Origin of the sequence: Pedobacter sp. Bi126, from assembly GCF_918698245.1 — a bacterium.
In the GTDB taxonomy this organism is placed as follows: domain Bacteria; phylum Bacteroidota; class Bacteroidia; order Sphingobacteriales; family Sphingobacteriaceae; genus Pedobacter.
The window spans coordinates 295,067-321,365 of sequence record NZ_CAKKMS010000001.1 but is presented as its reverse complement, the minus strand read 5'-3'; the positions used below and the strand labels follow the sequence as shown (position 1 = coordinate 321,365).

At 39.4% G+C, this 26,299-nt stretch carries 19 protein-coding genes; 15 read left to right on the top strand and 4 right to left on the bottom strand.

What is annotated here, in order from left to right; genetic code table 11:
* Positions 1-13 precede the first annotated feature (13 nt).
* A complete protein-coding gene (locus LQ201_RS01080) occupies positions 14-1,522 on the bottom strand; it encodes a sodium:solute symporter (RefSeq protein WP_230144089.1) in 1,509 nt (502 codons plus the stop codon).
* A gap of 405 nt (positions 1,523-1,927) precedes the next feature.
* Between LQ201_RS01080 and recR the strand changes: the two genes are divergently transcribed.
* The 3 genes from recR to LQ201_RS01065 are packed head-to-tail and all read left to right on the top strand — an operon-like array spanning position 1,928 to position 4,152.
* The gene (gene recR / locus LQ201_RS01075) at positions 1,928-2,545 is read left to right on the top strand and encodes a recombination mediator RecR (RefSeq protein ID WP_230144090.1); all 618 of its coding nucleotides are present in this window, start codon (positions 1,928-1,930) and stop codon (positions 2,543-2,545) included.
* The gene (locus tag LQ201_RS01070; protein ID WP_230144091.1) at positions 2,545-3,282 is read left to right on the top strand and encodes a hypothetical protein; all 738 of its coding nucleotides are present in this window, start codon (positions 2,545-2,547) and stop codon (positions 3,280-3,282) included. The genes recR and LQ201_RS01070 overlap by 1 nt, the downstream gene beginning before the upstream one ends.
* A 51-nt stretch (positions 3,283-3,333) precedes the next feature.
* Positions 3,334-4,152, top strand: coding sequence for an SDR family oxidoreductase (locus LQ201_RS01065; protein ID WP_230144092.1), 819 nt, complete (start codon positions 3,334-3,336; stop codon positions 4,150-4,152).
* A gap of 489 nt (positions 4,153-4,641) precedes the next feature.
* Here LQ201_RS01065 and LQ201_RS01060 read toward each other — a convergent pair whose 3' ends face one another.
* Positions 4,642-5,583: an ion channel gene (locus tag LQ201_RS01060; protein WP_230144093.1), complete on the bottom strand. Its 942-nt coding sequence runs from the start codon at positions 5,581-5,583 to the stop codon at positions 4,642-4,644.
* Between the two features lie 585 nt (positions 5,584-6,168).
* On the opposite strand from LQ201_RS01060, the gene trpD reads away from it, so the two are divergent.
* From trpD to LQ201_RS01035, 5 genes are all read left to right on the top strand, one after another.
* On the top strand, positions 6,169-7,158 hold the full coding sequence (gene trpD / locus LQ201_RS01055; protein ID WP_230144094.1) for an anthranilate phosphoribosyltransferase: 990 nt from the start codon (positions 6,169-6,171) through the stop codon (positions 7,156-7,158).
* Complete coding sequence (locus tag LQ201_RS01050) at positions 7,152-7,781, top strand: phosphoribosylanthranilate isomerase (protein ID WP_230144095.1); 630 nt, start codon at positions 7,152-7,154, stop codon at positions 7,779-7,781. The genes trpD and LQ201_RS01050 overlap by 7 nt, the downstream gene beginning before the upstream one ends.
* A 48-nt stretch (positions 7,782-7,829) precedes the next feature.
* Complete coding sequence (trpB, locus tag LQ201_RS01045; protein ID WP_147229001.1) at positions 7,830-9,011, top strand: tryptophan synthase subunit beta; 1,182 nt, start codon at positions 7,830-7,832, stop codon at positions 9,009-9,011.
* Positions 9,012-9,118: 107 nt separating this feature from the next.
* The gene (gene trpA, locus LQ201_RS01040) at positions 9,119-9,886 is read left to right on the top strand and encodes a tryptophan synthase subunit alpha (protein ID WP_230144096.1); all 768 of its coding nucleotides are present in this window, start codon (positions 9,119-9,121) and stop codon (positions 9,884-9,886) included.
* A 348-nt stretch (positions 9,887-10,234) separates the two neighbouring features.
* A complete protein-coding gene (locus tag LQ201_RS01035) occupies positions 10,235-10,876 on the top strand; it encodes an NAD(P)-dependent oxidoreductase (protein ID WP_230144097.1) in 642 nt (213 codons plus the stop codon).
* A 375-nt stretch (positions 10,877-11,251) separates the two neighbouring features.
* Here LQ201_RS01035 and LQ201_RS01030 read toward each other — a convergent pair whose 3' ends face one another.
* Positions 11,252-11,689 carry an N-acetyltransferase family protein gene (locus LQ201_RS01030; protein WP_371823027.1) on the bottom strand — a complete coding sequence of 146 codons (438 nt, stop codon included), beginning with the start codon at positions 11,687-11,689 and terminating at the stop codon, positions 11,252-11,254.
* 181 nt (positions 11,690-11,870) lie between these two features.
* Between LQ201_RS01030 and LQ201_RS01025 the strand changes: the two genes are divergently transcribed.
* The 4 genes from LQ201_RS01025 (at position 11,871) to LQ201_RS01010 (ending at position 18,365) form a co-directional block, all read left to right on the top strand.
* Positions 11,871-12,476 carry a TetR/AcrR family transcriptional regulator gene (locus tag LQ201_RS01025; RefSeq protein WP_230144099.1) on the top strand — a complete coding sequence of 202 codons (606 nt, stop codon included), beginning with the start codon at positions 11,871-11,873 and terminating at the stop codon, positions 12,474-12,476.
* Between the two features lie 69 nt (positions 12,477-12,545).
* Complete coding sequence (locus tag LQ201_RS01020) at positions 12,546-13,748, top strand: efflux RND transporter periplasmic adaptor subunit (protein ID WP_230144100.1); 1,203 nt, start codon at positions 12,546-12,548, stop codon at positions 13,746-13,748.
* A gap of 23 nt (positions 13,749-13,771) precedes the next feature.
* Positions 13,772-16,972: an efflux RND transporter permease subunit gene (locus LQ201_RS01015; RefSeq protein WP_230144101.1), complete on the top strand. Its 3,201-nt coding sequence runs from the start codon at positions 13,772-13,774 to the stop codon at positions 16,970-16,972.
* Positions 16,959-18,365 carry a TolC family protein gene (locus tag LQ201_RS01010; protein WP_230144102.1) on the top strand — a complete coding sequence of 469 codons (1,407 nt, stop codon included), beginning with the start codon at positions 16,959-16,961 and terminating at the stop codon, positions 18,363-18,365. The genes LQ201_RS01015 and LQ201_RS01010 overlap by 14 nt, the downstream gene beginning before the upstream one ends.
* A gap of 1,809 nt (positions 18,366-20,174) precedes the next feature.
* On the opposite strand, the gene LQ201_RS01005 is transcribed toward LQ201_RS01010, so the two are convergent.
* On the bottom strand, positions 20,175-20,918 hold the full coding sequence (locus LQ201_RS01005) for a hypothetical protein (RefSeq protein ID WP_230144104.1): 744 nt from the start codon (positions 20,916-20,918) through the stop codon (positions 20,175-20,177).
* Between the two features lie 433 nt (positions 20,919-21,351).
* On the opposite strand from LQ201_RS01005, the gene dndC reads away from it, so the two are divergent.
* The 3 genes from dndC to LQ201_RS00990 are packed head-to-tail and all read left to right on the top strand — an operon-like array spanning position 21,352 to position 26,298.
* Positions 21,352-22,659, top strand: a complete 1,308-nt coding sequence (gene dndC / locus LQ201_RS01000; protein WP_230144105.1) for a DNA phosphorothioation system sulfurtransferase DndC — start codon at positions 21,352-21,354, stop codon at positions 22,657-22,659.
* Complete coding sequence (dndD, locus tag LQ201_RS00995; protein WP_230144106.1) at positions 22,659-24,755, top strand: DNA sulfur modification protein DndD; 2,097 nt, start codon at positions 22,659-22,661, stop codon at positions 24,753-24,755. Before dndC ends, dndD begins: the two co-directional genes overlap by 1 nt.
* Positions 24,745-26,298 carry a DndE family protein gene (locus LQ201_RS00990; protein WP_230144107.1) on the top strand — a complete coding sequence of 518 codons (1,554 nt, stop codon included), beginning with the start codon at positions 24,745-24,747 and terminating at the stop codon, positions 26,296-26,298. The genes dndD and LQ201_RS00990 overlap by 11 nt, the downstream gene beginning before the upstream one ends.
* Position 26,299 lies beyond the last annotated feature (1 nt).

Sequence of the window (26,299 nt, the reverse complement as noted above, 5' to 3'; positions counted from 1 at the left end):
TGTTATTCTAATATTAAAATCTGGTTTGCGCATCAGTTTTTTTACTGATGAACAACAAGCCTATAAATGTGATTAAACCGTTAATCAAAATCAGTTCAACACTAAAAACGTAACCGCCCAATAAAGTGGTAGAATACGTGGAAAGCAAGTAACATAAAAAAGGTGATAATAAGCAAACTATTGGCACTAATTTATCGTGAAGACCACGTTTTTTTACAAATAATCCAAAACTATAGAGTCCTAAAAGCGGTCCGTAGGTATAAGAGGCAATGGTAAAAATTAAACTGACCACCGATGAGCTGTTCACTGCATTGATGACGATGATCACCAAAAACATCAGAATAGAAAATGCCACGTGTACGGTATGGCGCTTTTTTACGGCGTCTTTGGCATTTACATTTTCCGCCTTGGCCATGCCTAAAAAGTCAACACAAAAGGATGTGGTTAAAGCGGTAAGTGCCGAGTCGGTAGTGGCAAAGGTTGCTGCGGTTAAGCCCAACATAAATATAATTGCTGGTATGGCACCCAGGTTATTTAAAGCAATTTCAGGGAACAATAAATCTGTTCTTGGTTTCCCGGTAATATGATCTAATGGAATATCGATGCCGTTTTTTGCGGCGAAAATGTACAACAAGGCGCCCACGCTCAAAAAGAAAACATTCAGGATTACGAATACTCCTGTAAAAGTAAACATGTTTTTTTGTGCCTCCTTGATGGTGCCCATGCTCAGATTTTTCTGCATCAGATCCTGATCTAGACCCGTCATGGCGATGGTAACGAAAATACCGCCGATAAACTGTTTGCTGAAGTAGAATTTATTGGTCAGGAAATCGTTTAAAAAGAATATTTTCGAGTAACTGCTGGTTTTTATGGTCTCGAATGCCTGTGGGATATTGAAATCGAGACTGTTGCAAATAAAATAAATCGTCAGAAAAACCGAAAGCACCAAGAAAAAAGTCTGCAGTGTATCGGTAATGATAATGGTTTTTAAGCCACCTTTAAAGGTGTACGACCAGATCAGTGCCAACGAAATTAAAACCGTTAACCAGAACGGAACACCATAATTGTCGAATATAAAACGCTGTAAAACAATCACTACGAGGTATAATCTTGTTGCTGATCCCAAAGTGCGGCTCAATAAAAATATCGATGCCGCCGTTTTGTAACTATAATGCCCCAACCTCTTTTCGATGTAGCTATAAATGGATGTTAAATTCATCCGGTAATAAAGTGGAAGCAGAACTGTGGCGATGATGATAAAACCAACTGCATTGCCCAGAACGAACTGGAAATACTGGAACTGGTTCCCGCTGGGGGCGCCAACTTCTCCGGGCACTGATATAAAGGTAACACCCGAAAGTGCGGTACCTATCATCCCAAAGGCAACTAAATACCATTTAGAATTCCGGTTGGCGATAAAGAAAGTAGAATTATCAGATGATTTTTTTGAGGTTACGAATGAAATAATAATCAGCAGTAAAAAATAGCCGATCAGAAAACATAAGAGAATGGTTGGAGACATAGTTTTGTGTTAAGCTGATAAATGTAAAGAAAAGTATCAAATCAAGCAATATTCTTGAGTCTGAAGTCCGAAGTCGGGAGTCCGAAGTCAGGGGGGCGGAGTCGGAAGCCAGAGGTCCGAAGCCGGAAGTCAGGGGCGGGAGTCGAAGTCAGAATTCAGAAGGGAAATCAAGTCCCCCTTTTAAAGGGGGCAGGGGGATGAAAAAAACTCGACCTGTCAATATCCAAGTTTACTTTACCAATGAACTATTAACTATTGAACCACATTTAGTTTTCAATTGGCAATTTGCAGTTACTATGGCTATGGACTATTAACCCATCAACTATTAACCACTAAACTATCAACAAGTGAACGAATGGCTAATGAACTATTGAACTAACAAACCATTTTACCTATTTTTGTAATATGAATTTTTCATCCAAGCTGCTCGAAGATGCGGTAAACGAATTCTCGAAACTTCCTGGTGTAGGGCAAAAAACAGCTTTACGTTTGGTATTACATCTTTTAAACAAAGAGCAGGAGGAGGTAAACCAGTTTGGCAATACTTTTATAAAACTTAAGGAGCAGATTAAACATTGCAGCACCTGCCATAACATTTCCGATTACGTGGTATGTGAAATCTGTACTTCGCCAAAACGCGATAAAGAAACCATCTGCGTGGTTGAAGATACCCGCGATGTTATGGCAATCGAAAATACCGGTCAATATTTTGGGGTTTACCACGTTTTGGGAGGTTTAATTTCTCCGATGGATGGCGTAGGCCCTTCCGATCTGTTTATTGATGGATTAGTAGTCAGAATGGCAGCAGGGGGGATTAAAGAGGTGATTTTAGCATTGAGTCCGAATATGGAGGGCGATACCACATTGTTTTACCTGTACAAAAGATTAAAGGAGTTTAATGTTCCGGTAACAACCATTGCACGAGGGATTGCTTTTGGCGGTGAGCTGGAATATACCGATGAAATTACATTGGGTAGGTCGATTGTAACCCGTGTGCCTTACGAAACTGCAATGATGAAATAATGGTACAGCATCTTTTCGTTTTCTTAGCCCTGGTTTTATCAGGATTATCCGCCAAAGCGCAGGTTAAGATCCACTCCCATAATGATTATACCCACGACAAACCATTTATTGATGCGGTTAATAATCGCGTTTTCTCTATTGAAGCCGATGTTTTTGTAGTTGGCAATTCGTTGATGGTAGCGCATAGTAAAAAAGAAATCAAAGCGGGTAATACATTAGCGCAATTGTATTTAGAACAGATTAAAGCCTTATCGGCCGAAAAGGAATATTATACTTTCCAATTGATGATCGATGTTAAAGGTGACTGGGATTCGACATATCGCTTGTTGCGGAAAAATCTGAAAAAATACCAGAAATACTTTGACAGACAGGGGAGAAATACCGTTGTTGTGATTAGCGGCAACCGACCTGCTGCAAATACATTTCATAAATATACTCACCTGTTTTTTGATGGCTTACCAAATGTAAACTACAGCTTAGAGGACCTGAAGAAAATAACCATGATCAGCGATAATTTTGCCACTTACTCTAAATGGAAAGGTATTGGTGAAATTTCGGAAGCTGATAAAGCTAAATTGACAGAACTGGTTAACAACGCACATAAATTAGGTAAACCCTTTCGTTTTTGGGGCGCACCCGATAATCAGCCTTGCTGGAAATTACTACATGACTTAGGTGCAGATATTATTAATACAGACAAAGTTACGGAAGCAACAAACTACTTTAAAATAAACTAATGAAAGCAGTATCAAGTCTTGATACTTGATACTCAAATCTTGATACTACACATGAACCTAAAAAATAAAGTCATCATCATCACTGGTGCATCGAGCGGAATCGGAAAAGCTTGTGCCGAAGAATTTGCTAAACGTGGCGCTAATTTGGTTTTAGCAGCACGCCAATACGTAACCCTTTGCGAAATTACTGCCGATCTGGAGAAAAAATATACCATCAGGGCCGTAGCAGTTCAGGCCGATGTAAGTAAAGAGGCAGATTGCGAACTGATTATCAAGCAAGCTTTAGTATCTTTTCAAAAGATTGATATTCTGGTAAATAATGCCGGATTATCCATGCGTGCCCTGTTTAACGATCTGGATTTATCGGTGCTTAAAAACCTGATGGATGTGAACTTTTGGGGGACGGTTTATTGCACCAAATATGCTTTGCCAGAGATTTTAAAAACCAAAGGAACGGTAGTGGGCATATCATCAATTGCAGGTTACCGTGGTTTACCGGGCAGAACGGGTTATTCGGCTTCTAAATTTGCAATGAACGGTTTTATGGAATCTTTACGCACCGAATTACTAAAAACCGGGGTAAACGTTTTATTGGCCTGTCCGGGTTTTACCGCTTCCAACATCAGGGTAACCGCTTTATCAAAAGATGGCGCTGCACATGGCGAAACCAGTATGGATGAAGGCAAAATGATGACATCGGAAGAGGTAGCGAGCATCATTGCCGACGGTATCGAAAAACGTAAACGTACCTTAATCATGACCGGACAAGGGAAATTGGCCGTTTGGATGAATAAACTTTTCCCGGCTTTTGTAGATAAAAAGGTTTTTGATCTGTTTGCTAAAGAAAAGAATCCGCTGATAAAGGGGTAAAAGGTTGAGGGTGTAGAGGTGGAAGGCTTAGGGTTTAAGGCGTAAGGTAAACGTATTGCGGTTGGGGTTTGGCGTTAGGTGGCACCGTTAAGTTGGCGGTTTAAGCTAATTAATTGTCAGTCTGAGCGGAGTCGAAGACCTTTAATTTTGTGTTTACCTGGATTTATATGAGGATATTGCTGATTTTATAGGTCGCTGAAACACCCCGTCCTGCGGACACCCCTCTGAAAGAGGGGAACGCAAATCGCATAGAGACGATGAGGGGCAATTCCCCTCCTTTGGAGGGGTGCCTGAAAGGCGGGGTGGTCATGTTTAGCACAGACCAGACCGTCCTAAACCCGGTAGTAGCGAGCATCCCGATCCTTTGCCGATGATTCGGCACTAAAGGAGCATCGGGATAAAGCGAATAACGGGACTACCGCAACCGATTAGCAATATCATTGCTTTCCAAAAAATAAAAAGACTTCGTTAAATGAGAAAACAAGAAACTTATGCCGTCGGTGTAACTTTATCCAGTTTACTATAATCCATCACCATTTTGCCTTCTTCGTTATGGTAATACATTTTATCAAACTTAGCATCCATTTCAATTTCCTCATCCTGATAACTGGTTCTGGTGTGGATGGTCTGCGAGAAAGTATCATCAAAAGCTTTAAGGATCACAAAAACCTCTACTTCGGCATGTTGCAGCTCGGTTAATGATTTTTCGAAAAACGGACTTTCTTCTGTAATGGGGTGTACCAAAGTCCAGTTTAAAGATAGGATACCGATTTTACTGCGCTCTAATGGCAAAGGATAAAACCGACGAACATGTTTGCCATCAATGGTTTCGTTGTACGACATCACCATCTGCACCTCAACCTCTATCAATTGATTGCGGCGGAGGTTAACCAAACGGCACATCAATCCGTGGCCTTTCTCGTAAGGGGCAATCACCATTTTTTTGCTGAAGCTCACCTTTGAGGTGGGCCTGCTAAAACGGCCATACAATAAACCCGTAGCCAATGCAAAAGCCAATAAACCCAACATACTTTCGAAAGCGGCAAGCACACTGGTAACAAAACCCTGTGGCGAAATATGGCCGTAACCCACGGTAGAAATGGTTTGAGCAGAAAAGAAAAAGGCATCAAAAAACTGATCACGAAGCGTTACACCTTTGGCGCCATTTAAATTTTCGATACCCACAACATTATACAAAACCGCGAATATGGTATTTACAACAAGGTAGGCAAGCAGGATGACAAAGAAAAACCGCGGCCAGCTCATGGTAACCAAGCGGGTATAGGTATCATCGAACTTAAACCAGGGAAGGCCCGTTCGTTCGATATTTGCCGAACCATCTGGGTTGAGCATGCGCTGGTTTTTGGTTACGGGGTTGGATCCGAAACCGAAATCATCATTAAACTGTACTTTTCTTTTAAAAAAGACCATATATTTTTAGAAAGATTTTGGAATATTAAAAAACTATGTCAATATTTGCTTTATACAAACATGATAATTAAAAACTTAAATAACAATTGGTGGTGGCATAACGAAATTCGTTAGGCAAATTCTATTGTTATATATATTAAAATATTTTAAACACAACGAAGAGGATTGCCCAAAAAGCAATCCTTTTTTTTATGCTTTCCCCTCCCATGGAGGGGTGTCCGAAGGACGGGGTGGTTTAAAAGTGGTGCGTCATGCTGTCCCGATTAATCGGGATCAGCATCTATAAGATAAGATTTATAAAACATAAGTGGTCTGTGGAGACACAGACCACGGAGATAAAAATAAGATTTAGAAAAATTAAATGGTTTGTGGCGACACAAACCATGGCGAGCAGATTGAATACAAAACTAACGCCCCGGTTCGTGTCTCCACGAAACGGAATATTTAAATGGTTTATGGCGACACAAATCATGGCGTAAAAAAATAAGATAAATGAGAAATGAACCACAGATAAAAAAGATGAACACTGATAAAATCTGTGTGTATCCGTGTTCATCTGTGGTTAAATAAGATTGAGCAATAAACATGAAAAAAATATTAAACCATTTATTCGAGAACAAGAGTTTTAGCAGGGAAGAGGCAAAGAACATTTTAATCTCCATTTCGGAAGGCACATTTAATTCTTCGCAGATTGCCGCTTTTATAACGGCTTATGCCATGCGTAATATTACGGTGCAGGAGTTACAGGGTTTTCGTGATGCGATGCTTGATATGTGCGTTAAAGTAAACTTATCGGGTTACGAACTGATCGATCTTTGTGGTACCGGAGGTGATGGTAAAGATACTTTCAATATTTCTACCTTATCCTCATTTGTGGTGGCAGGTGCTGGTCATCATGTGGCCAAACATGGTAACTACGGCGTTTCTTCGGGCTGCGGTTCTTCTAATGTAATGGAATATTTAGGTTATACGTTTACCAATAATGAGGATACTTTAAGGCGTAATTTAGATGCAGCCGGGATTTGTTTTTTACACGCCCCGCTGTTTAATCCGGCAATGAAAATTGTAGCACCGATCCGTAAAGAACTGGGTGTAAAAACATTTTTCAATATGCTTGGCCCAATGGTTAACCCGGGGCAGCCAAAATACCAGATGGTAGGCGTTTTTAGTTTGGAGCTCGCCCGTTTATATGCTTATTTATACCAGGACACGGATAAAAGTTATACCATTGTACATGCATTGGAAGGTTATGATGAGGTTTCGTTAACCTGTGATGTGAAAACCTTTTCGAACAAGGGCGAACAGATTTTAACCCTTCAGGATATGGGTTTTGATAAGGTTGATACCAATGCGATTAAAGGTGGCGATACCGTAGAATCATCAGCCAAAATATTTATGGATGTATTAAATGGCGAAGCCACAGATGTACAGAACAATGTGGTATTGTGCAATTCGGCACTGGCCATCAAAACCATTAAACCTGAACAATCTTTTGCCGATTGCTTTTATGAAGCGGAAGAATCTTTAACCAGCAAAAAAGCGTTAAACAGTTTCAAAAACTTATTGGCATGTTAAAGTTAAAAGTTTGCGGCATGCGTTTGGCAGCGAATATTGCTGCGGTAGCCGAGCTTCAGCCAGATTACCTGGGTTTTATCTTTTATGAGAAATCGCCCAGACTAATCAGTGAGGTTTCTGCTGAATTGATTAAATACATTCCCTCAGAAATTAAAACTGTAGGTGTTTTTGTAAATGAAGAGCTGGAAAGAGTAAAAGATAAAGTAAACACATTGAAGCTAAAGGCTGTTCAGTTACATGGCAGCGAACCGACTGAATACTGTGCAGCATTAAAATCAAGCTTTCCTACCTTAGAAGTGATTAAAGCATTTGGAATAGATGAAGATTTTGATTTTTCAGTTCTCGAAGTTTATTTAAATGTGGTAGATTATTTCCTGTTCGATACCAAAACCAAAATGCATGGTGGATCGGGAAAAACATTCGATTGGTCTGTTTTAGACCGATATACTTACACCAAACCCTACTTTTTAAGTGGCGGCATTGATTTAGAACATGCACCGGCCATAAAAGAAATAAATGATGAGCGTTTATATGCCCTGGATATCAATAGCAGATTTGAAATTGAGCCGGGTTTAAAGGATGCAGAGAAGATTAAAGAATTTATTAAAGAATTGAATAAATAGATTGTTATTCATAACCCTTGGTTTCAACCAAGGGAAAAAAGAAAAACCATGAAATACAAAGTAAACGAAAAAGGATATTATGGAGATTTTGGTGGCGCGTACATCCCCGAAATGCTTTATCCAAACGTAGAAGAATTGCGTCAAAACTATTTAAAGATTATTGATGATGCCGATTTTCAAAAGGAATTTCATCAATTGTTAAAAGATTATGTTGGCCGCCCTTCGCCTTTATATCTTGCCAAAAGATATTCGGAACGTTATGGTGCCAATATTTTCTTAAAAAGAGAAGATTTAAACCATACCGGTGCCCATAAGATCAACAATACCATCGGACAGATTTTATTGGCCGAAAAACTGGGTAAAAAAAGAATCATTGCCGAAACTGGCGCTGGTCAGCATGGTGTAGCTACTGCAACCGTATGTGCACTGCGTAATCTCGAGTGTGTAATTTACATGGGCGAGGTAGATATCGAGCGCCAGGCACCTAACGTGGCCCGAATGAAAATGTTGGGGGCAAAGGTTGTTCCGGCAAGCTCTGGAAGCAAAACCCTAAAAGATGCCACTAACGAGGCGATGCGCGATTGGATCAATAACCCGGTAGATACGCATTACATCATTGGTTCGGTAGTTGGTCCACACCCTTATCCTGATATGGTGGCGATTTTCCAATCGATTATCTCTGAGGAAACCAAAAAGCAGTTATTAGAGCAGACCGGAAGCGATCAGCCTGATTATGTTTTGGCCTGCGTAGGTGGCGGAAGTAATGCCATGGGTATGTTCTACCATTTTATGGACGATGAAAATGTTAAACTGATTGCTGTTGAAGCAGCCGGAAAAGGTGTATCGAGCGGATTTTCTGCTGCAACCACTTATTTAGGTAAAGAAGGTGTTTTGCATGGTAGCAGAAGCATTTTAATGCAAACGCCAGACGGACAAGTTGTTGAACCGCACTCGGTTTCTGCCGGATTAGATTATCCAGGCATTGGCCCACAACATGCACATTTGTTTAAAACTGGTCGTGGCCAATATGTTTCCATCACTGATGAAGAAAGTTTAGATGCAGGTTTGCTTTGTACACAATTGGAAGGGATTATTCCGGCGATTGAAAGTGCACATGCCCTGGCTTACTTAGAAAAAATGGAATTTAAAGGTGGCGAAAACGTAGTGGTTTGCCTTTCAGGCCGTGGCGACAAGGATCTGGATACTTATATTAAATATTTTAATCTGTAGAAGAATCGTCATTGCGAGGCACGAAGCAATCTTAATGCTTTGGGTTAGCCTCCTAGCGAGTGTAGTAGGATTGCTTCGTGCCTCGCAATGACGGAAAAAGAAAAAACATGAACCGAATTAAACAACTCTTCCAGGAGAAGAAAAATATATTATCAATATACTATACCGCTGGTTATCCAAATACTGGCGATACCATTAAAATTGCCGAAGCGCTGGAAAAATCAGGTGCAGACATGCTGGAGATAGGCTTCCCTTATTCCGATCCTGTTGCCGATGGACCGGTAATTCAGGCGAGCAGCAAACAATCGCTCGATCAGGGCATGACACTTAATCTGCTTTTCGAACAGTTGAAAGACTTACGAAAGACCGTTACCATTCCTGTTTTGTTGATGGGTTATGTAAATCCTGTTTTGCAGTTTGGTGTAGAAAAATTTTGCGAAGCCTGTGCAGAAGTAGGAGTAGACGGCTGTATTGTTCCTGATCTGCCAATGGTAGAATATGAGGAGTTTTATAAAGATTGCTTCGAAAAACATAACCTGAGCAATGTATTTCTAATCACCCCTCAAACTGCTGAAGAACGTATCCATAAAATTGACGGTTTAACCAATGGGTTTATCTATTTGTTATCATCGTCGGCTACCACAGGTAAAAATCTTGAGGTTGGTAATACTACCGAGGCTTATTTCAGCAGGATTAAAAACCTGAATCTTAAAAACCCAACCATGATCGGTTTCGGGATCAGCGATAAACAAACTTTTGATAAGGCTTGTTCGTACGCCAATGGTGCAATTATCGGTACTGCTTTCGTTAAAGCCATTGCTGATGGAAATTTGGAAGAAAGTGTGAGCAACTTTATGAAAAAGTTTAAAGGTTAGTGTTTTTCCTTTTCTTCCATGTATCGTCATTGCGAGGAGGCACAACGAAGCAATCTTACAACTATCGCTATTAGCGAGCGCATTAAGATTGCCACGTCGGCTGAAAAAGCCTTCTCGCAATGACGATCAATTTATCGGTCCGTCACCCTGAACTTGTTTCAGGGTCTTTCATGCAAGATTGTCCAAACATTCCGTTTGCACTTGAGTCGAAATGATTTTTTTCCTAAATTAGTACCATTAAAATCTCTTTATAAAATATAACTCAAACAGAATTCAATTCTGAAATTCCCTTATCGTTCTGATAACGGGAGATAAATTGTTATTTTCTAAAATTTTATAAAGAACATCATGCAAGATTTAAAAATTGCTTTAATTGGTGCCACGGGCAAAGCTGGTATTTATATTTTAAAAGCGCTATTGGCGCAACAATTCAAGGTGAAAACCCTCATCAGAAATCCTGAAAAACTTCAGATCCATCATGCTTCATTAGAAATCGTAATCGGCGACGTAAAAGATACCGAAACAGTACACGCGCTTATTGAGGGTTGCGATATCGTAGTCAGTGCATTGGGAATGGGACAACCCGCAAGCGAAAAAACAATCTTTACGCAATCGACAGGTAATATTTTAAAAGCAATGGAAGCCATTCACCTGAAGCGGTATATTGTAATTACCGGGATCAATGTAGATACGCCTGCTGATAAAAAGGATGCGAAGCCCCAATTTGCAACCCAATGGATGTATGATAACTATCCGGTTTCTACAGCCGATAAACAGAAAGAACATGATCTGTTAACTGAAAGTGATCTCGATTGGACCTTGATCCGCTTACCTTTAATCATGCAAACCGACGAGCAAACGCCTGTAGGGACAAGTGTGGTTAATTGTGATGGAGAACAGATTAATGCGGCTAATTTAGCGCAGTTTATTGTTGAACAGTTAGAGGGAACAACTTTTATCAAACAAGCACCTTTTATCTGGAATAGTTAGATTGTTTACCGCTAGGGCACTTGCTTTGTGACTTGGTGGTTAATTTTTTCTCGCTGCATCGTCATTGCGAGGAACGAAGCAATCTTACAACTATTGCTACTAGCGAGCGCATTAAGATTGCTTCGTCGGCTGAAAAATCCTTCTCGCAATGACGATCATTCCCAAGATCCGTCACCCTGAACTTGTTTCAGGGTCTTTTAGGCCATAGATCTCTCTCCCGAAAATTCGGGACTGCGCTTCAGTCGAGATGACGATTATTTCAGAGATCCGTCACCCTGAACTTGTTTCAGGGTCTTTTATACAATAGATATCTTCCTTCCGCTGTGCTTCGCAGGCTGAAAAAGCCTCCTCGCAATTACTATATCCCGAATGGATCTACCTACCCACCCAATCCTCATAACTCATTTCAAATTTCACTTCGCCTTTGTTTACCATGCCCACGTTTTTCCAGCCTTGCCGGGTATAAAATTCTTCGGCTCTGGTATTGGGTGATGTACCCAACCAAACTGGCTCATGCGTTTGATCGAAATACCAATCCATCATTAACCGGTGCAGTTCTTTGCCAATGCCTTTGCCTTCAAATTCTGGCCGAAGGAATAAAGCCCAGATATTATGCTCCTTTAAATCCACGATGGAGAAACCAACTACTTCTCCACCTACTTCGCAAACCCATCCTTTGCCACGTTGCGTAATAAATTCTTCGCAATCTTTGTCAGTAACAAGTGCTGGATCTGACAAAATGTTCTCTTTTACTGTATGTCTGACAATTTGTATCGCAGGTATGTCAGTCGTTTTTGCTTCGCGGAAAATCATTCTTATAAGTTCTTGAGAAAATTAATTTATTTGAAAAAGCCTTTTGAATGCTTTAATGGTTGATTATCAGCTATAAAACTAAACAATAAAATGTTTATGACAAATGAATGATTGTCAATTCTGGAATTGGTTCTACATTTGCTTAACGGTGTTAGATTATTTACACTGTATATTCCAAGTCATGGGAAGTAAAGAAAGAATTCTACGTTTAAAAGATGAAACCAGAACAAAAATTCTGGATGCTGCCTTGAATATTGTTCAAACAGAGGGCTGGCAGGCATTGAGTATGCGTAAAATTGCCGACCAGATCGAATATACTGCACCAATTATTTACGAATACTTTTCCAACAAAGATGGCATCTTACTGGAACTCACCAGAAGAGGTTACTTAATGTTGGCAAAAGATATCCGCGAAGCCAGAGATCAACACGAATCTCCGGAAGATAAAATGGAAGCCATGTGGATTGCCTACTGGAACTTCGCCTTTACCCATAAAGAATTTTATCAATTGATGTACGGTGTGGATATGGTTTGTTGTACTGTTAAAAATTCAATGCCCGAAGCCGAAAACGTAGGTAGTATGTTGGGCGAGGTAATTGAATCTTTATTCGAGAAAAAACCAGTGTCTGATGATGATATCTGCATGAAGTATTACACCTATTGGTCTATCATCCACGGTTTAATCTCCATCAATCTGGTTCGCCCGAATGGAAGAACAACCGACGAATTAAACCAGCAGATTTTAAAAGATGCCATCAAGGGCATTACATTATCTATTAATAGTTAATTTTTTTTTACAACGTAATTTAACACTGTTAAATTATTATACACACTAATTCCAATTAAATTTAATCATATGAAATCTCTACATCGCTTGTACCCTTTACTTAACACCGTTAAATGGTTTAATAGTATTAAGTTATTGTTAACAATTTCTCTTCTATCTATAATTTTAGTGAGTTGTAAGTCGTCTCCTGATCAGGCTGCAGCTGCACCACCGCCACCGGCATTGCCTGTAAGCGCCATTAACGCGAGTACAGAAACCACCTATATCGAATATCCGGCCTCTATTCAGGGTGCTGTTGATATCGATGTACGGCCACAGGTAAGTGGTTACTTACAAAGTGTATTGGTTAACGAAGGCGCTTATGTAACCGCCGGACAAACCTTGTTCAAAATTAATGAAAACCCTTACCGCGAGGCTTTAAACAATGCTAAAGCAAGTTTACATGCTGCAGAAGCGGCTATTTTAAACGCTCAATTGGAAGTTGATAAATTAACACCACTTGTTCAAAACAAAGTAGTTTCAGATTTTCAGTTAAAAACAGCTAAAACGGCTTATAAAATTGCCCAGGCAAATGCCGAACAAGCTAAAGCCAACGTTGCTTCGGCACAGATTAACTTAGGTTATACCAATGTTAAGGCTACTGTTAGCGGGTACATTGGCCGTATCCCTAAAAAACAGGGAAGTTTAGTTTCGCCGACAGATCAGGTTGCTTTAACACAGTTATCAGATATCCACGAAGTACATGTTTATTTCTCTCTTGCAGAAAACGACTTCAACAATTTTAATGCAAACTACCCGGGTAAAACACCTGCCGACAGGATTAAACATTTACCAGCAGTAGAACTTTTATTGGCTGATAATTCTGCTTATCCAATTAAAGGCAAGATCGATATGATCGATGGTCAGTTTGATAAAAACACAGGTGCAATCACGCTTAGGGCAAGTTTCCCTAATGCCAACGGAATTCTTCGCTCGGGTAATACCGGTAAGATCCGTTTAGGTTTGCAGCATGATAATGCCATTCTGGTACCTCAGTCATCGACAGTAGAAATGCAGGATAAAGTATTTGTATTTACCGTAGGCGACAGCAGTAAGGTGAAAAAACAATCTATTACCATTGTGGGCAAAGCCGGCGAAAATTACCTGGTTAAAGACGGGGTAAAAGTTGGCGATCAGATTGTGTTAAGTGGGGTTGATAAATTACAGGAGGGCATGGTGATCCAGCCTCAAAAAGCAGCAGATAAAGTAGCTGTTGCAAAAACAAAAAATTAATAAGACCTAAAATCTAAAAAGTCATGTTTCAGAAATTTATAGACAGGCCTGTACTTTCGACTGTTATTTCCATCTTATTGGTAATAGTTGGTATACTAGGCTTAACAAAGTTGCCCTTAGAGCGCTTTCCAAATATCGCACCTCCGTCGGTATTGGTAACTGCTGTATATCCTGGGGCCAATGCCGAAACGATTTTACGTTCGGTAACTCCATCATTGGAGGAAGCAATTAATGGTGTAGAGAACATGACCTACATGACCTCCAGCGCCAGTAACGACGGTACTCTTGCAATCACAGTTTACTTTCAACAGGGTACCAACCCCGATCAGGCAGCTGTTAATGTGCAAAACCGGGTTTCGCAGGCTACCAGCCAGTTACCTGCAGAGGTTGTACAATATGGTATAACCACTACTAAACAGCAAAACAGTTTTATTGGTGCTATCGGTGTTTACTCAGAAGACACAAAAAAATACGATGCCGTTTTTGTAAATAACTATGCACAGATCAATATCATTCCCGAACTTAAACGTATCCCGGGTGTAGGTTCAGCCAGTGTATTTGGTGGTATTAAAGATTATTCAATGCGTATTTGGTTAAACCCAAGTCAATTGGCAACTTACAAAATTACACCTAATGAAGTAATCACAGCCATTCAGGACAAAAACCTTGAAGCAGCACCTGGTCGGTTTGGAGAAAGAAGTAGTGAGGCCTTTGAATATATTATTAAATATAAAGGTAAACTGACCAAACCAGAGGAATATCAGAATATAGCGATCCGTTCTAATTCTGATGGTTCTATATTACGTTTAAAAGATGTGGCCCGTGTAGAATTGGGTGCTTACAGTTATGGTAGTGTAAACCGCTTAAACGGACATGATGGTATTACCATTGGTATAATCCAGTTATCAGGCTCGAATGCCAACGAAATCCAGATTGCCATTGATAAACTGATGGCAAAACTATCGAAAGATTTCCCTGCAGGCATTAAATTTAATCAGTTTTACCGTACCAAAACCGATCTTGATGAATCCATCAACCAGGTGGAGCACACTTTGATAGAAGCCTTTTTACTGGTATTTATCGTTGTATTTATCTTCCTTCAGGATTTCAGGTCTACTTTAATTCCGGCTATAGCGGTTCCGGTTGCAATTATCGGTACCTTCTTTTTCATGCAGTTGTTCGGCTTCTCCGTTAACCTTTTAACACTTTTTGCACTTGTACTGGCCATTGGTATTGTGGTTGATGATGCGATTGTGGTAGTGGAAGCGGTGCATGCCAAAATGGAAGAAAACCCGTCGCTTAGCCCCAGGGCGGCAACTACCGAGGCGATGAATGAAATTACCGGGGCCATTATATCGATTACATTGGTAATGGCGGCAGTATTTTTACCGGTTGGTTTTATGACAGGCTCAACAGGTATTTTCTACAAACAATTCGCCTTAACCATGGCCATCGCCATCATTATCTCGGCTGTTAATGCCTTAACCTTAAGTCCTGCTCTTGCGGCCTTATTTTTAAAGAACAAACATGCCGAAGGTGGTCATAACGCGCCTAAAAAAGGTTTTGTAGAAAAGTTTTATGCAGGCTTTAATGGTGGTTTCAATTATATGACCAACCGATATGTTGGCGGTTTGAAAGTGCTTATCCGCAACAAATGGATCAGCATGGGTGGATTAGCTTTAATCGTTCTGGTTACCATTTTCCTTGTAGGCAGAACAAAAACAGGCTTTATCCCTACAGAGGATCAGGGTTTTGTGGCTATCGCGGTTGCCAGTCCATCGGGAACATCATTAGCCAATACCAATAAAATATTAAAACAGGCAGAAGAAGAGTTGAGGGCGATGCCATCAGCAAGATTTGTGATGTCGTTGGCTGGTTATAATTTTTTAACTGCATCTAACAGTCCTTCAGCAGGTCAGATTTTCTTATTGTTAAAACCAAACGACGAAAGAGGGGCGGTAAAAAATATCGATGAGATCCAAAATATTGTAAGGGCCAAAATGGCGGCCATATCTGCCGGTACCTTCTTTGTATTCAGTTTCCCTACGGTTCCGGGCTTTAGCAATGTGGAGGCCATGAACGTAATGTTACAGGATAAAACGAACGGCAAATTGGATAAATTTAGCGGTGTAGCGAATAACTTTATCGGAAAGTTAATGACCAAACCGGCTATTGCTTATGCTTTTACTTCTTATAAAGCAGATTATCCGCAGTTACAATTAGATGTTAATGATGAAAAGGCCGATCAGTTGGGTGTAAGCAAAAAAGATATCTTACAAACCATGCAAACTTATTTTGGTACTGCACAAGCATCAGATTTTAACCGCTTTGGTAAATATTACCGTGTAGTGGTTCAGGCCGATGTTGCCGACAGAACCGACCCTGCAAGTATCGATCGTGTATTTGTTAAAAACAAGGCAGGAGAAAGTGTGCCAATCAGCACCTTGGTTAAATTAACCCGTGTATATGGTTCGGAAACGGCTTCCCGTTATAACCTGTTTAACTCTATCGAGGTAAATGCGATCCCTAAACCAGGCTTCAGCTCTGGTGATGCAATTAAGGCGATAGAAGAAACCGCCAGAGAACAATTGCCAACCGGTTATGCTTACGAATTCTCAGGGCAGACACGTGAGGAGATTTCTTCAGGCGGACAGTCGACAGTGATCTTCCTACTTTGTTTGGTGTTTGTGTACTTCTTGTTATCAGCACAGTATGAGAGTTACATCTTACCATTGGCGGTAATCTTATCTATTCCTACAGGTGTATTCGGTGTATTTGTGGTATTGGGTTTAACCGGTATCGAAAATAACATTTATGTACAGGTAGCGCTGATTATGCTTATCGGGTTGCTGGCTAAAAACGCCATTTTGATTGTGGAGTTTGCCGTGCAGCGACGAAAGGCGGGACTCAGTTTGGTTGATTCGGCTATAGAAGCAGCAAGATTAAGGATCAGACCGATCATAATGACATCACTTGCCTTTGTGTTTGGTTTATTCCCGATGAGTATTGCAACGGGTCCATCGGCACAGGGTAACCACTCCATCAGTATCGGTGCCGCAGGTGGTATGGTATCGGGTGTAGTTTTAGGTTTGTTTATCATTCCGGTACTTTTCGTCATCTTCCAGGCTTTACAGGAAAAAATATCAAAAAAATCAAGAAATGAGGTTGTTCACCACAATGGAGAACCTGTAAATAATAATCATGTAGTTTATGAAACGGTTTAATCTAATTACCATCCTGCTCCTTGCTTTAATCTGGAGCGGATGTTCGGTTTCGAAAGATACAGCCTTGCCCAATATTGCGCCAGGCTTATTCAGAAATTCATTGCCTAAAGATTCTTCGAGTGTTGGCGGTATGCCATTGAAGAGTTTTATCAACGACCTTACTGTTCAGAATTTAATTGATACAGCTTTGGTTAAAAATTACGATATGCAGATTGCCTTGAAAAATATCGATGCAGCCGAAGTATTGTTCAAACAATCGAAATTGGGTTATTTACCTGAATTAAAATTGCAGGTGGCGGCGAGTTCGAGCCGCCCGTCTGATAACAGTTTAAATGGTTTAAGCCTTAACCAGTTTACAGGCTCAACACACATCGAAGATTACAATGCGAATCTGGGTGTGGTTTGGGAAGCTGATATCTGGGGTAAAATCCGTAGTCAAAAAGCTGGCGCTTTAGCCAGTTTTTTGCAGACAGAAGAGGCACGTAAAGCAGTACAGACACGTTTGGTGGCCAATGTTGCGCAAGGGTATTACAATTTGTTAATGCTTGATGCACAACTGGAAATCGCGAAAAAGAACTTAAAGCTGAACGATAGTACATTGAGGATTATCAATTTACAGTTCGATGCCGGTCAGGTGACTTCATTAGCGATACAGCAGGCACAGGCGCAACAGTTAAATGCGGCACAGTTGATCCCTCGTTTGGAGCAGAATGTAACCTTACAGGAAAATGCTTTAAGTGTATTGATCGGTACTTTGCCTAAAGCCATTAACCGCGAGAGCCGTTTAGATAAAATGATTATCCCGCAGGATTTAAACGCAGGTTTTCCTTCATCGATGTTAAGCCGCAGACCAGATATTAAAAGTGCTGAACTGGCGCTTACCATTGCCAATGCAAAGGTTGGTGTAGCGAAAGCAAGTTTATATCCATCGCTGGTAATTACCGCAAGCGGAGGTATCAACTCTTTTAAAGCGAGCAACTGGTTTAATGTTCCGGCATCGTTGTTCGGTTTGGTTGGGGCAGGGATTACCCAGCCGATTTTTCAAAGAGGTCAGTTAAAAACTTCTTTAGAACTGGCTAAAATCGACCGCGAGAAATCGGTGATCCAGTTCCGTCAATCGGTATTAAATGCTGTTGGTGAAGTGTCAGACGAGTTAACGAAAGTAGAGAAGTTAAAAACACAATATAGTATTGCCGAAAAAAGAGCGCAGACTTTACAACAAGCCTCAAGAAATGCAAGTTTGTTGTTTAAAAGTGGTATGGCTAATTATTTAGAGGTAATTACAGCGCAAGGCAATTTATTGCAAAGCGAACTGGAGTTAACTACCATTAAAACTGAGCAATTAAATGCAGTTGTTGGCTTGTACCGTTCGTTAGGCGGCGGCTGGCAGTAATTCCGGTAATCCGTCATTGCGAGGCACGAAGCAATCTTAATGCTTTGGGTTTAACCAGCGGTTACAGGCAGGCAATCTTTATAGATAGATTTACTAGCGATCGTTGTAAGATTGCTTCGTGCCTCGCAATGACGACCGTTTGTACGGAAACACCAGGGACGTTTTGCAATAGCAGGATGCTCTTGGTGTTTTTTTGTTATACAATGATTTGTCATCCTGAGGCACGAAGGATCTCTGCGTAATTAACCACTGCCTTTATTTATATAGTATCACTAATACGATCGTCATTCCCGCGCATGCGGGAACCTTAAAGCGGTCGCTATTCTTTGCCCTTCGCACTGTCTTGCCTCGGCTCACCGCCGCCGAGGGGCTCTTTCTTTTCTCTTGATAGAAAAGAAACAAAAGATCAAGGCTTGGATCTGATGTCGGATAAATTCGTCAAAGCTTTATTGGTCGCCAGCACAAGCCCCCGATGAAGGATCGGGGAGGGCGTGCTGCCTCTGGGCTGTGGTAGGTTGAAAGGAGGTGCAAAAGCTTTAACGTTTTCTCCTTCCATCATATCCTAGGCCGATAGCGAGATGCAGATCGCATGGAGCATATTGCAGGATGCGGTAATTTGTTTTTTAGCCCTTTCCCTTTCAGGTGAAAGGTGCCGATAGGCGGATAGAGATTTAAGGCGCTCGCTATAATACGGTCGTCATTCCCGCGCAGGCGGGAATCTTAATGCTTTCGCTACTATTGTGAAATTGAATATATTGGCCCTTCTCAGCCTTACCTCGGCTCACCGCCGCCGAAGGGCTCTTACCTTTTTCTTGATAAAAAGGTAACCAAAAATCAAGGCTTGGATCTGATGTCGGATAAATTCGTCAAAGCTTTATTGGTCGCCAGCACAAGCCCCCGATGAAGGATCGGGGAGGGCGTGCTGCCTCTGGGCTGTGGTAGGTCGAAAGGAGGTGCAAAAGCTTTAACGTTTTCTCCTTCCATCATCTCCTAGGCCGGATAGCAGGATGCAGATAGCATGGAGCAGATACAAGCATCCGTAGATTTATTCCTCTGAAACTATGAGGGGGCACGCTGGGTCGTCATCTCGACCGTAGTGGAGAGATCTTTGTACTTTCTATTACGGTCGTCATTCTCGCGCATGCGGGAATCTTAATGCTTTCGCTATTCTTTGCCCTTCGCTTGGGCTTGCCTCGGCTCACCGCCGCCGAGGGTTCATCATTGTTGTATTTTCCTCCGGTTTTTTGTCATCCTGAGCGTAGTCTAAGGATCTCCTTCCATCATATCCTAGGCCGAATAGCAGGGAGCAGATCGCATGGAGCAGAGGGATTATTCGCGTAATTTCTATTCCGATCAATCCGTCATTGCGATGAGGCTTTTTCAGCCGAGGAAGCAATCTTACTACTATGGGTTATCGGAGATATAGTTCAGACATTGCAGTCGATGGTTCAGACATTGTAGTCGACAGTTCAGACGTTGCAGTCGTTAGTTCAGCCGTTGCAGTCGTTAGTTCAGACGTTGCAGCCGATGGTTCAGCCGTTGCAGTCGATGGTTCAACCGTTGCAGTTGATAGTTCAGGTGTTGCGGTCGGTAGTTCAGACTTTGCAATCGATAGTTCAAGTATTGCAGTCGGTAGTTCAGATGTTGCATTCGCTAGTTCAGGCGTTGCAGTCGACAGTTTAGGCGTTGCAATGAGCCGTTTTACGGTTAGGTATTGCATAAAAGAGAAACAGTAAGCCGTCTTGGTGCCTGTTAAGTGGAATGAGGAAATAAATTAGGGATGATTTTTTTTAGGGTATTATGGGTGTTTTAGGTCAGGGTTCGGAAAGGGATACCCGAAACCTGTTTGTATTGGGGGCTGGTTGACCCAAAAACGGATTTTGCGTAATTTTTCACATCCTGAGCCAAGGCAACTATGCCGGTTTCTGCATCGTAAAGCGCGTTATTGCGGTTAATGCGTAGGGTACTCAACTGCGAGCTGTTGGCTACCACATCGCGGTTTTTCTGCAATAAATCGTTATATAAACTGGTGAGGCTGGCCAGCTGCAAATCTACCTCGTTAGGGGCGTACTGCGGTATGGTAGCTAACAATTTAATCTGTTTATCGAGCGTATCGAGCAGGTTATCGTAACTCTGTTGCGAGGCCGAAATCTGGTTAACCACCGTACCGCTGGCGGCCAGGTTATTTTTTTCTTCGGCTGTGAGTTTGGCTGTTGCCCTTTGCCCCTGTATTTTGCGGTGGTGGCTTGCTGCATTATCCAATACCTGTTGGGCTACACTGTTTGCCTTAACGGCGCTCAGCACGCGGGTGCTCAACTTTTTTAAGGGTGCAAAAGCCAGATCGCGCAGGGCTATGGCATTGCTGTTTTTGGCGGCTGCATCGTGCACCTGCTCGTTAATGGTTTTTGCTGCGGCAGCTTTCTCGGTTAAACTCGTTAACTGGATGTTTGCATTGCTGGGATTGTAAACAGCGCCGTAGCCGGTTAAATAGGCAATAAGGGTTTCGAAATTCGCTACGTTTTTGGCGTGTCCGGTGTCATTTGTTTTAGACATAAGATGATGTTTAAAAAGTAAATGGATATAATTAATTAGTTGTAAGATAGTATTATTTTCTTTACAACTAAAAAGATAGGTTGATTTTTTTTGAGGAGGTACGGGAAACCGTAGGGAATAGTAGGTAGAATAGGAGAGGTTTAGAAAATTAGTTTAATCTTCTTCATCCTACTAAAAGCTTACAGGCATGCATGCCTACACAAGAAATGAGTAATTTTAGGAAATGTGAGTTGAATTCAATAATTCTAATAATTTTTGTTTACTTTAAAATAACTTCAATTCGCATACGTAATTTTTTGAGATATGAATATTAATGGAAGTGTGTAAAAAAAGTCTACTCTTGGTAAATATTAGTCAATTTGTTCTTGAAATATATGTTAAATGATCATCTTTGATAACCTGTATGCTCTCAATCCGCTAAAAAAACAAAGTAATGGCTTTAGATATTAAGTTTATTGAAAACGAAATTATTGATCAATTTTTATATGATGAAAACAGTTCAAGACCCTGGATTATAGGTTTTAGTGGTGGAAAGGATTCAACAATGTTATTGCAACTTGTTTGGTCTGCTTTAAAAAAAATAGATCCTTTTTTGCGGCATCAAAGAGAAATCCATGTTGTGTGCAACGACACTCTAGTTGAAAATCCTAAAATCGTTCAGATGATTAATAAGACACTGGGTCTTATAAGCAAAGCAGCAACTGAACAGGGAATGCCTATCTATGTTCATCAAACAACACCTAAATTAGAGGATACTTTTTGGGTGAAATTGCTAGGATTAGGTTATCCTGCACCAAACAATACATTTAGATGGTGTACTGATAGACTTAAGATTGCTCCAACAACCAGATTCATTTTAGAAAAATTAAATGAAAAAGGAGAGGCTGTAATCCTACTGGGAACAAGAGAGGACGAAAGTGCAACAAGAGCTAAATCCATGAAAAAGCATGAGATTAAAGGAAATAGGTTGAGAAAGCATGTTTTGCCGAATGCTTGGGTTTATGCACCTATAAAAGATGTTGTAATTGACGAGCTTTGGCCATACTTATTACAGGTAAATCCACCTTGGGGAGGTACTAATAGAGATTTAGTAACATTATACAGAAATGCGACGGGTGGTGATTGCCCATTAGTAATTGATACTACTACTCCATCCTGTGGAAATAGTCGTTTTGGATGTTGGGTTTGCACGGTAGTAAAAAAGGATAAATCGATGGAGGCTCTTATAGATAATGGAGAAGATTGGATGGAGCCCTTGATGGAATTTAGAGATTTGCTTGTAGAAACTAGAGATGATATTACCTGGCGCGATGACAAGCGACGAAATGGACAAGATGGAATCGGGCCTTATTTATTTGAGAAAAGAGCACTTTTACTTGAAAAGCTACTAAAAGCACAGTATCTTGTTCAGAAAGATCAGCCTGACTTGGAATTAATTACGCATCAAGAACTTGTTGCAATTCAATTAGCATGGTACAGAGATTTTTATTTTAAAAGGAAAGTGTCAGATATTTACAATAATATTTACAAAACTCACATTGATATGAGTAAGCATGATGAAAAATTGCAGCAGGAACATGAACTTCTTAAGCAATCTTGTAATGGTCAAGAAGAGCAGGTCACTCTAATCCATGAGCTTTTAGCTTTGCAAAAGTCTAAGTCTCTAATGATGAAAAAAAGAGGTTTACAAAGTGATATTGAAAGTAGAATTCAAATATTTTTATCCGAAAAAAAGAATTAATGATAATAAAAAGCTTAGAACTTTTTAACTATAGAATATATAAAGGACTAAATTTAATAGACCTCTCAAAGGATTCTGAAAAGAATATATTTATAGTTTCTGGTAAAAACGGGTTTGGTAAAACCACATTTTTAATGTCTTTGGTTTGGTGTCTTTATGGCAGGCAAATGGAAGATGTTGACGAACTGTATAAACAAGAAATTGCTGATCAGGGAGGTTACTCAAAATATATCAACAATGCATTAAATAGGTTGGCAGAAGCTGAAGGTGAAACTTCACTGTATGTTGCAATCACATTTACGGATGTTAGTATTCCAGAGCTACCGTGCAATGAAATTAAAATTATTAGATCGTATAATAAACTAACTGGCGGGCATGATACTGTTGATATACTTATAGATAATTATCCTAATGAACTGACAAATGAAGTTGGACCAGAAATTTTTATTAGAGATTTCTTACTTCCAAAGGAAATTGCGAAATTTTTCTTCTTCGACGCAGAGAAGATTGTAAATCTAGCAGAAGAAAGTTCGATCGATCAACAGAGAAAATTAAGCAAAGCTTATTCTGAAGTTCTTGGAATCAAAAAATATGAGGACCTTAAAGGCGAACTTGAAGAGTTAAGGTATAAGCTTAGAAAGGAATCAGCAAATTTTAAAGATAAGCAAGAATTAATCACAATTGAAGCTGATATAGCGTTAGCAAGTAACCAGATAATCCAAAATGAGAAATCGATTTTAGAGCTAAGTGATAAAATTGATTTTAACAAACAGGAACTCAATCAAGTTCAGGAAAAACTTATTAGAGCAGGAAGTTCTATTTCGTTAGAAGAACTTCAAGAGATGGTTAAAAAAGAGAATGAATTAGTCGCAAAGTCCGAATCACTAGCATCTGAGTTAAAAGAACATTTCGATTTGGTGCCTTTTGCAATTGGGGGAAATATTCTTTCTGATTTACATTCACAGCTTGCTTATGAAGCTAAATTAAAAACCACTAAGTTTCAAGCTGAGGCAGTTGTTAATAAAACTGAAGATGTTATAAATGAATTAGCTGAAACTTTGCCACAAGATGGTAATACCGTTATCACTTTTAAGATAAGAGAGATCTACGCCGAAGCGCTAAGGAAAATTATTAAAAAGCACTTTTTTGGTGAAATTGAGGAGATTCCTGACGATGTGCAAACTATTCATGATTTTTCAGAAGTTGAAACGAATGAATTTAACTCTCTTATTTCTAATATAAGAAATTCATTTAAGGAATCCTTTAGACGCATTAGTGGGGATAATCAGCAGGCAAAGAATGAATTAAGTTCTTTACGGAAAAAGATTAGAGATGCAGAGGCCCAGCAAGATGAGCCTCTAATAATAGCTCTGAAGGAAAAGAGAAAAAGGTTGGATGATAGTATAGAACAACTACAAAAAACTAAGTTTCAACTCGAGTTGCAATCAGATGAAAAGCAAAAAGAGATCATATCTAAAGAGAAACAAAAGCTAGAATTAACAAAAAAGCTTGAGGTTTCGGAACAGAATAAAGGCAAAGATGAGGAGGCCTCTAAACTAATACTCTATTTGCAGGATTTCATTGTAACATTTAAGGAAAAGAAGAAGGAATCACTCGAAAGGGAAATACTAATCGGGCTTGATATGCTTATGCATAAAAAAGACTTTATAAAAAGAGTTAATGTTGAAATTGCCGATGATTTGATTGATATCAAATTATATAATAATAGAAATAATGAGATAAGAAAAGGCAGTTTGTCTAAGGGGGAACAACAGATGTATGCAACCGCACTATTACGTGGTTTGGTCGAGGAATCGGACATTGACTTTCCCGTGTTTATAGATAGTCCGATGCAAAAATTTGATGAACAACATGCTGAAAACATAGTTAAGCATTTCTATCCTAGTGTTGCGGATCAAGTAGTTATTTTTCCTCTTATAAATAAGGAATTGACATTGAAGGAATATGAGCTGCTAAAGCCAAATCTTGCAAAAACATATTTAATTGATAATATAAATCAAGATAGGTCACAATTTTTAATGTTGGAACCAAATGATTTTATCGAAGCCTATAATACGAAATACAATGCAAATTAATATTAGAACTTCAGAGGCTAATAAACAAGCGGTTCAAGAATTAACAAAAAGATTAAATCTTGGATCGGAAAACTATATTTCAAGAATTGCATTTGCTTATTCTTTAGCGAAAGGACAAAAATTAAATATTGAACAAGACTTACGGGATAGCAAAGGTAAAGAGTATAAAGAAGATGTTTTATTTGGAGCGCATAAAGATTTTTATGTTGCAATGGTATGCCAACTTTATGGTATTTATAAAACAGATAAAGATATACCTAGGTTCATTAAAATGCATATTGACCATGGGTTAGACATTATCAATAAATTATTTGATTTGAATAAAAACTATGCAAGTATTGATTTTTTGTTGGAAAACATAGAAAAGGGTATAGATGCATTAGAAGATATTGAGGTAAGTTTAAGTCATGTTAAGAATAATAATCAGTCAATTCAAAAATCGCTATTTAACGAGGTAATGCAGATTAAAGTTGGTAAAGATATTGAGACTGATGAATCGATATTATTCCGACTAAATGATATCTCAATTCATAATAATGCTCATGTCGCCGTGGCAGGTAATTCTGGTACAGGAAAAACTCACTTTGCATTAAGTTTTCTTAGGCAGCTGGTTCAGGAATCTCAAAATAAGGTGAATTATATTTATCTTGATTTTAAAGGATTAAAAAAAGAAGATGAGGAAGCGTTGAGACCTTTTTTCAATGAAACTTTTACAACACTTATAGATGTTCCACAAACAACATTTCCTTTAAATCCATTATCATTTATCGATAACATTAATGAGAAAAATAAATTAATGGGTATAAATAAGTTCGTTGATATAATTGCAAGTTATTCAGGTATTGGGAAAAAGCAAGAACAGACACTGAAAGACGCGGTTAAGGAAGTTTTTGCTGAACAAAAATCGGGTAAGTATCCAAATTTAAAACAGATTTATGATAGGGTTCAAGAATTTGAAGGTGAAAAGAGGAGTACATTAAGTGAGATCCTCGAAGCACTTACCGAATTTGATATTTTTGATTCTGATACCACAACAAACAAAAGTTTTATAAATAAAAATTATTATTTATCTCTTTCAGGAGACCTTAATAAATCATTAAGGTTTACCTCAATGTTTTTAGTAATAAATTATTTGTACAATACTTTTATGAATATGGAAAATGCCCCAATTGAAAACAATATTCAATCAATGAGGTATGTGATATTAATTGATGAAGCTCATGTGATTTTTAAAGAAAAAAAATCCCAAGACTTACTTGAGAAAATCCTTAGAGAAATTAGATCTAAAGGTGTAGCAGTAGTTTTATTATCGCAAGGTATTGAAGAATTTAACCAACCAAGTTTCGATTTTAGTAGTATGTGCGAAACTGCATTTCTTTTTGATATAAAAGATAAAACTAATTTGAAACTTGTTCAGAAATTTATGGGGGTTGGTGATAAGGATGCAAATAAATTGAAAGTCAGTCTAGAAAAAATTCAAAAATATCAAGTGGTTTCTAATCTTAAAGAATATAAGATTGGTGAACTATTCAAAACAAATTAAC